The sequence below is a fragment of the Streptomyces sp. NPDC059853 genome (genome assembly GCF_042731495.1).
Lineage (GTDB): Bacteria > Actinomycetota > Actinomycetes > Streptomycetales > Streptomycetaceae > Streptomyces.
Genome location: NZ_JBHWJL010000259.1, coordinates 1 through 7,518, shown reverse-complemented (window position 1 = coordinate 7,518; position 7,518 = coordinate 1). Strand labels below are relative to the sequence as shown.

General features: G+C 74.5%; 7 protein-coding genes. 5 read left to right on the top strand and 2 right to left on the bottom strand.

From position 1 onward, the window contains the following. Positions 1-831 (bottom strand): alpha/beta fold hydrolase (locus tag ACFV5N_RS21945; protein ID WP_385602454.1); only part of this gene is annotated, 831 nt, incomplete at its 3' end. Between the two features lie 192 nt (positions 832-1,023). Here ACFV5N_RS21945 and ACFV5N_RS21940 point away from each other — a divergent pair. From ACFV5N_RS21940 to ACFV5N_RS21920, 5 genes are all read left to right on the top strand, one after another. Then, complete coding sequence (locus tag ACFV5N_RS21940; RefSeq protein ID WP_385602451.1) at positions 1,024-2,532, top strand: N,N-dimethylformamidase beta subunit family domain-containing protein; 1,509 nt, start codon at positions 1,024-1,026, stop codon at positions 2,530-2,532. A 97-nt stretch (positions 2,533-2,629) separates the two neighbouring features. Continuing rightward, entirely contained in the window at positions 2,630-3,535 is a 906-nt protein-coding gene (locus tag ACFV5N_RS21935) for a phosphoribosylaminoimidazolesuccinocarboxamide synthase (protein ID WP_385602448.1), read from the top strand. A gap of 123 nt (positions 3,536-3,658) precedes the next feature. Further along, positions 3,659-4,477 carry a hypothetical protein gene (locus ACFV5N_RS21930; protein ID WP_385602445.1) on the top strand — a complete coding sequence of 273 codons (819 nt, stop codon included), beginning with the start codon at positions 3,659-3,661 and terminating at the stop codon, positions 4,475-4,477. Between the two features lie 109 nt (positions 4,478-4,586). Beyond that, positions 4,587-5,792, top strand: coding sequence for a low temperature requirement protein A (locus tag ACFV5N_RS21925; RefSeq protein WP_385602442.1), 1,206 nt, complete (start codon positions 4,587-4,589; stop codon positions 5,790-5,792). Positions 5,793-5,931: 139 nt separating this feature from the next. Then, entirely contained in the window at positions 5,932-6,411 is a 480-nt protein-coding gene (locus tag ACFV5N_RS21920; RefSeq protein ID WP_385602440.1) for a MarR family winged helix-turn-helix transcriptional regulator, read from the top strand. 301 nt (positions 6,412-6,712) lie between these two features. On the opposite strand, the gene ACFV5N_RS21915 is transcribed toward ACFV5N_RS21920, so the two are convergent. Continuing rightward, a complete protein-coding gene (locus ACFV5N_RS21915) occupies positions 6,713-7,318 on the bottom strand; it encodes a response regulator (protein WP_385602437.1) in 606 nt (201 codons plus the stop codon). Positions 7,319-7,518: the final 200 nt, after the last annotated feature.

The following is a 7,518-nucleotide window of genomic DNA, read 5'->3' as shown; positions in this document are numbered from 1 at the left end:
CGCGACCGCCGCGGGCTCCTCGTCCAGCAGCAGATGTCCCGCTCCTTCGACGACCCGGCATTCCGTACCGAGCCGGTCACGGACCGCTGCGGACAGGGCGGGCGGAGGAAAGAACGCGTCGTGCCGCCCGGTCGCCACCAGACACGGCACCGACCGGCGGCGCTCCACCACCGTACGGGGCAGCGGGGCAGGGGCGAGACTGCTGCGGCACTCCCGGGCCACCAAGGCCATCCACTCGGCCAGCTCCGGCGACAGGGACCGGTCCGGGGCCGCCATGTGACGCAGCAGCCCGGCGGCCCGGGACAGCGACGGCCGCGCGAGCCAGGGCACAGTCGCGGCGAGCAGTGCCGGGGAGACGCGCGCCCGGGACAGACCCGCGGTCGACAACAGCACCCGGCCCGCGATCCGCCCGGAGCCGCAGGCCAGAGCTATCGCACCACCGAGAGAATGGCCCACCACCACGACCGGCCCCGGGGTGACCTGCTCCAGGACCTCGCCCAGCCACTTCCCGTACCAGCCCATACGGCCGCGGACGGGCCGCCCGCCCGAGCTGAGCCCCGGCTGACCGGGAACGTCCAGGACGATCGTGCGCCGCCGCGCGGCCAGCATCCCCGCGACGGACAGAGACAGGGCCGCGTTCATGTTCGTCCCGGGCACCAGGACGATGCCCGGCGCCCTGTCGTCGGCGGGTCCCGCGCCGAGGACGCTGGTGCTGCCCGCGGAGGTCGTCACCTCGGTGCGGACGTGCTCCACCTCCCACGCATCGATCCGCTCCAGGCACCATCTCCGTACGTTCCGCTGGGCGTTGACGTTCTTGTACACGGAGGGCATCCCAGGATCCTAGGCGCCGGCGCCGGCCCGCCCCTCCGCGGTCCCGTCCTTCCGGTGGTCCGGACGCGCACAACTGCGCGGCGGCCGGTGAAGAGGCAATCACCTCCAGCCATTTCACGACGAACGGTGACAACGTCCTCGCGATGTGTGATGTGCTGGTCCGGCAGTGGAGTCGGGGCGGAGGAGGGGACCTTGTCTCTGGCATCTGAGGGCACGGACCGGATCCGGCGATGGGAGTCCGGCGCCTTGGCACACGCCGTGTCCGACCCGTTCGGGCAGGGCCCGCTGCCCTGGCTGCGGGGCGGTGAGCACTACTTCGACGACACCGGCCGCGTCGTCCCGTGGTACGTGGACCCCGACGCGCAGGGGCTATGTTCCCCGGGCCGGCAGGGCGATGACCAGCCGTCATCCGGTCCCCGGACCCCCGACGACGTGGACTGCCAGATCAAGGGCTTCGCCCCGCAGAGCGCCGTGGCGCCCGGTGAGTCCATCGATTTCCGGGTCACCGTCAACCCGCCGCAGGACTTCTCCATCGACATCTACCGGATCGGCCACTACGCGGGCGACGGCGCCCGGATGCTGACCCGCAGCCCCGTCCAGCGCGGTACCCGCCAGCCCGAGCCGCTGATCGCCGACCGCACCGTCTCCTGCCACAACTGGTGGCTGTCGTGGCGGCTCCAGGTCCCGTCCGACTGGCGCCCCGGCGCGCACGTGGCCGTGCTCACCACCGCGGATGGCCGGTTCCGTTCGCACGTACCTTTCACTGTCCGCGACGACCAGCCCGCCGATCTCCTGCTGCTGCTCCCCGACGTCACCTGGCAGGCGTACAACCTCTTCCCCGAGGACGGCCGCACCGGCGCCAGCCTCTACCACGCCTGGGACGCCTCCGGCCATCTGCTGGGCGAGCAGGACGCGGCCACCACCGTCTCGTTCGCGCGCCCCTTCGCCGGGGCCGGGCTGCCGCTGCACGTCGGCCACGCCTACGACTTCATCCGCTGGGCCGAGCGGTACGGCTACGACCTCGCCTACGCCACCGCCCGCGATCTGCACGCCGGGCGCGTCGACACCTCCCGCTACCGGGGCCTGATCTTTCCCGGCCACGACGAGTACTGGTCGCTGCCGATGCGCCGCGCCGTCGAGTACGCCCGGGACACCGGTACCTCGCTGGTGTTCCTCTCCGCGAACACCATGTACTGGCAGGTGGAGCTGAGCGCGCTGCCGTCCGGCGAAGAGGACGGCCTGCTGCGCTGCCGCAAGCGGCGCGGCCCCGGCCGGCCCGCGCTGTGGCGCGAGCAGGGCGAGCCCGAACAACTGGTGCTGGGCGTCCAGTACGCCGGCCGGGTGCCGCGGCCGTATCCGCTGATCGTGCGCAACGCCGACCACTGGCTGTGGGAGGCCACCGGCGCGCACGAGGGCGACGAACTCCCCGGCCTGGTCGCCGGGGAGGCCGACCGCTACTTCCCGCGCACCGCCCTGCCGGTGAGCGACAGCCGCATCCTGCTCGCCCACTCCCCGTACCGCGACGAGGCCGGTGTGCGCCGCCACCAGGAGACCTCGCTGTACCGCGCGCCCAGCGGCGCCTGGGTGTTCGCCTCCGGCACCTTCGCCTGGTCCCCGGCGCTGGACCGCCCGCAGCACACCGACCCGCGGATCCAGAAGGCCACCGCCAATCTGCTGGACCGCATCTGCAAACGGGACTGACGGCGGGCCCCGGGCACCGGTCGCCGGGCGCGATGCGTGAGAATGAACGCCGCGTGGCCCATCGACTGACCGACCCTTTCAGCCGCCAGGAGGCACAGTGCCAGGATTCGTCACGAAGCCTGAGCCGGTGCGGGTGCCCGGTCTTGTGCATCTGCACACCGGGAAAGTCCGCGATCTCTACCGCAACGAGGCCGGCGAGCTGGTGCTCGTCGCCACCGACCGGATCTCCGCGTACGACTGGGTGCTCCCCACCGAAATCCCCGACAAGGGCCGCATCCTGACCCGGCTGTCGCTGTGGTGGTTCGACCAGCTCGCCGATCTGGTGCCCGGCCATGTCGTCTCCACCGACGTCCCCGAGGGCGCGCCCGCCGACTGGGAGGGCCGGGTGATGGTCGCGCACGCGCTGGAGATGATCCCGGTGGAGGCGGTGGCACGCGGCTATCTCACCGGTACGGGGCTCCAGGAGTACGAGCGCGACCGCACGGTGTGCGGCCTGGCGCTGCCGCCGGGACTGGTGGACGGCTCGGAGCTGCCCGCCCCGATCTTCACCCCGGCGACCAAGGCGGCGGTCGGGGAGCACGACGAGAACGTCAGCTACGAGGAGGTCGCCCGCCAGGTCGGCGCCGAGACGGCGGCCCAGCTGCGCCAGACGACGCTCGCCGTGTACGGGCGGGCCCGGGATGTCGCGCGGGACCGGGGCATCATCCTGGCGGACACCAAGTTCGAGTTCGGGCGCAAGCCGGGCGAGGAGCAGCTGATCCTCGCGGACGAGGTGCTGACCCCGGACTCCTCGCGCTTCTGGCGCAAGGACGAGTGGGAGCCGGGCCGTCCGCAGAAGTCGTACGACAAGCAGTTCCTGCGCGACTGGCTGTCCTCCCCGGCGTCCGGCTGGGACCGTACGGGGGACACCCCGCCGCCGGAGCTGCCGCAGGAGGTCGTCGACCGGACGCGGGAGCGGTACGCCGAGGCCTACCGGCTGCTGACCGGAACCGCCTGGGACTGACCGTGAACGGTCAAGCGGGCCCCCCGGGCTGACCCGGCCGGGGCCCGCTTGGTAGAAAACCCCCGACAGGCATGCCGCCGGGCCCGACCACCCCGGCACCGCACGGCCCGAACGGGGATGAACATGCACGCCGGCACGGAACGCGGCCACGACCGCCCGGACACCGTACGCGTCGCCGCCACCGGGCACGCCCGGCCGGCCCGGGGCACCGACCGGGCCCCCGGCACCGCGCGGGCCGGCGGACCGGCGGACCGTACGGAGCGGGCCGACCCCGCCGACGGCCCCCGCCCGGCCGGGCCCATCGAGCGCATCGAGCGCATCGAACGGGTCACCGACCCGGCGGCCGTCCGGCCCCGCATCGAGGAACTCATCGACCACGCCCGCGAGGACGTGCTGAGCCTCGCCCCCTACACCGAACTCTCCCCGGGCTACCTGGCCTGGCTCCGCCCGCTCGCGCTGCGCTGCCTGCGCCGCGGCGTGGCCTTCCGCACCGTGATGCTGTGCGAGACCCTCGACGACCCGGCCACCGCGGCCCATCTGCGGGAGATCGAACGGTACGGCGCCCGGGTCCGGCTGATCGCGCACGCCACGGAACGCCTGCTGGTCTGCGACGCCCGCGCCGCGCTCCCGCTCGGCGAGGGCCCGACCATCGAACACGGCGCGCTGTTCACCGAGGAGCCGGCCATCGTGGGCAGCGTCCGGGCCCTGTTCGAACGCGCCTGGGCGCAGGCCACCCCGCTCACCCCGGCGCCCACCCCGACCGACACCGCCCGGCTGATCCTCGCGGCGATGTGCTCGGGTGCCAAGGACGAGACGGCGGCGCGCGGCATCGGCGTCTCGGTGCGCACCTACCGGCGGCGGATAGCGCATCTGATGGATCACCTGAACGCCGGGAGCCGGGCCCAGGCCGCCCTGCTGGCCCGGGACCGGGGCTGGATCTGAGCGGCCGGGCACGGAGCCGGGCGGCGGTCTTCCGCTGGCAGCCGCCGGACGGGGCGGCTTAGTCTCGTCGCGGAAGGAGCGGGGGCGCGGCCACGGCGAAAGAGGCGGCATGGGCGCAGACGACGCCGCCCCCGCTGCGCGGGCGGACCCGGTCCGCCGGCCCATGCGCGGCCGGGACCCGGGGGAGGAGCACCGCGCTTCCACCCCGCTGGAGCTGCTGTTCGACCTGACCTTCGTGGTCGCGGTCTCCCAGGCCGCCGCCCAGCTCCACCACGCGCTGGCGGAGGGACGTACCGGTCCCGGGCTGCTCGGGTACGCGGCGGTCTTCTTCGCCATCTGGTGGGCGTGGATGAACTTCACCTGGTTCGCCTCCGCCTATGACACCGACGACGTGCTCTACCGGCTGCTGACCCTGGTGCAGATGGCCGGTGTGCTGGTGCTGGCGTCCGGGGTGCCGGCCGCGTTCCGGCACGGGGACTGGGCCCTGGTGGTGGCGGGCTACGTGATCATGCGGGTCGCCCTGGTGGCCCAGTGGCTGCGGGCCGCCGCCGCCGACCCGGCCGGGCGCCGGGCCGCGCTGCGGTACGCGGCCGGGGTCACGGTGGTGCAGGCGGGGTGGGTCGCCCGGCTGTGGGTGTCCGGCGGCTGGGCCCCGGCCACGTTCGTGGTGCTGGTGGTGGCCGAACTCTCCGTACCGGCCTGGGCCGAGTTCCGGGGGCGGGCCACCCGCTGGCATCCGGGGCACATCGCCGAGCGGTACGGGCTGTTCACCATCATCGTGCTCGGGGAGGTCATCCTCGGCTCGCTCGCGGCCGTCCAGTCGGCGGTCACCGCCCGCGGCCTGTCGGCCCAGGTGCTGCTGATCGCCGTGGGCGGGCTGCTGCTGGTCTTCGCCCTGTGGTGGCTCTACTTCACCGGCCCCGATGTCCGGCTGACGACCCTGCGCACCGCGCTGACCTGGGGGTACGGGCACTATGCGGTGTTCGCGGCGCTCGCGGCACTCGGGGCGGGCATCGAGGCGGCGCTGGATGTCACCGAGCATCACGCACACCTGTCCGAACGCGCCGCGGGGCTCGCCGTCGCGGTACCGGTCGCCCTGGTACTGCCGCTGCTGGCGGCGCTCCACCGGGTGACGGGCACCGGGGCGCCCGGCCACGGGCCGCTGCTGACGGCGGGTGCGCTGGTGGTGTTGGCGCTCGGATACGGCGCGCCGCTGCTGGGGCCCGGCGGGGCGGTGCTGGGCATGGGGACGGCGGTGGCCGCGACGCTGGTGGCCGCGCTGCGGGCCGGCCGCCGCCGCGCGCCTGGGCCGTGACGGGCGGCGTCCGGGGCGCGGGCTGCTCCGGCGCGCCGTGATGCGGCATACATATGTTGTGCATCATGCATATTCCGATCGGGTGTGGAACGCTCGGCCCCGGGGTCTTCAGGATCCGTACGACGAGGAGGTAGCCGAGGTGGCCGAGGCGCAGGAACGGTACGCGGGGCTGCAACGGGAACTGCTGCTGCTCAGCCGGTACGAGATGGCCGCGCGCCGGCGCGAGCACGGCGAGACGCTGGAGCGCTCCGCCCATCTGCTGCTTACCCGGCTCGCCGCCCAGGGCCCGATGACCATCGCCGAACTCGCCCAGGCGTTCGCGCTGGACACCTCCACCATCAACCGGCAGACCGCCGCCCTGCTCCGCGACGGACTCGCCCGCCGGGTCCCCGACCCGGACGGTGGCCTCGCCCGCCGGCTCCAGATGACCGAGGAGGGCGCCCGGCGGCTCGCCGACCGCGAACGGCGCAGCCGCGAGGGCCTCGGGCGGGTGCTCGCCGGCTGGGAGCCGGCGGATGTCCACGCCCTGGAGGACCTGCTGACCCGCTTCAACCGCAGCATCGAGGCCCACAGCGGACGCAGCTGGCCCCGCCCGGCGGCCGGGGCCGCCGGGCGCTGAGCCGCCCGGGGACCCCGCGCGGCTACCGCTCCCGCCGCTCCTCGGCCGCGCGCCGGGCGTCCTCCGCCCGGAACCCGCGCCGGGCGACCCAGCCGATGACGCCGATGGAGAGGGCGAGCACGATGAGCGTGGCGGTGGTCATGCTGGGGGAGTCCTTCGGTCGGTGCGGTGCGGTGCGGTGCGGTGCGGTGCGGTGGGGTGGGGTGCGGTGCGGCGGTGTGCCGGGCGTGCGGCGGCCCGTCCGGCACGCCCGGGGTCCGGCCTCCGGCGGCGGTACGCACGGCAGGTGCCGCGCCGTCCGTCACAGCCAGCCGCGCTCGCGCGCCAGCCGCACGGCGGTGTGCCGGTTCTCGGCGTTCAGCTTGGCCGCCGCCGAGGAGAGGTAGTTGCGGACGGTGCCCTGGGCCAGCGCCGCCCGCTCGGCGATCTCGCTGATCGGCGCGCCGTCCGCCGCCAGTTCGAGCAGTTCCGTCTCACGGGCGGTCAGCGGCGAGTCGCCCGCGCTGATGGCGTCCGCCGCCAGCTCCGGGTCAATGTAGCGGACACCCGAGTGCACCGTACGGATGATTTCCGCCAGCCGCTGGGCCGAGACCGTCTTGGGCAGGAAACCCCGCACCCCGGACGACAGCGCCCGCTTGAGATGCCCCGGGCGCCCGTGCCCGGTCACGATCATCGTGGTGCACTCCGGCAGGTCGGTACGGAGCCGGGCCGCCACCGCCACCCCGTCGGCGCCCGGCATCTGGAGGTCGAGGACCGCCACGTCCGGCCGGTGCGCCGCCGCCATCGCCAGCGCCTCCGGGCCCGAGGCCGCCTCCGCGACCACCACCAGGTCGTCCTCCAGCGCCAGCAGCGCGGCCAGCGCGCCCCGGATCAGATGCTCGTCGTCCGCGAGCAGTACCCGGATCACGCCCGCACCCCCGCCCGGCCCCGGCCCGTCACCGCGGGAAGCGGGGCACACCGGCGCACCGCGCCCGCCCGCGCACCGGCCGCCGGGCGCGCCAGCGGCGCCCGCCCGCGGTCCCCCCGGCCGGCACCGCCCCGAGCTCATAAAACAAAATGAACCCGCCGCCCAATTAGCGATAGTAGAACAAGGTGGTCGCCCGATGA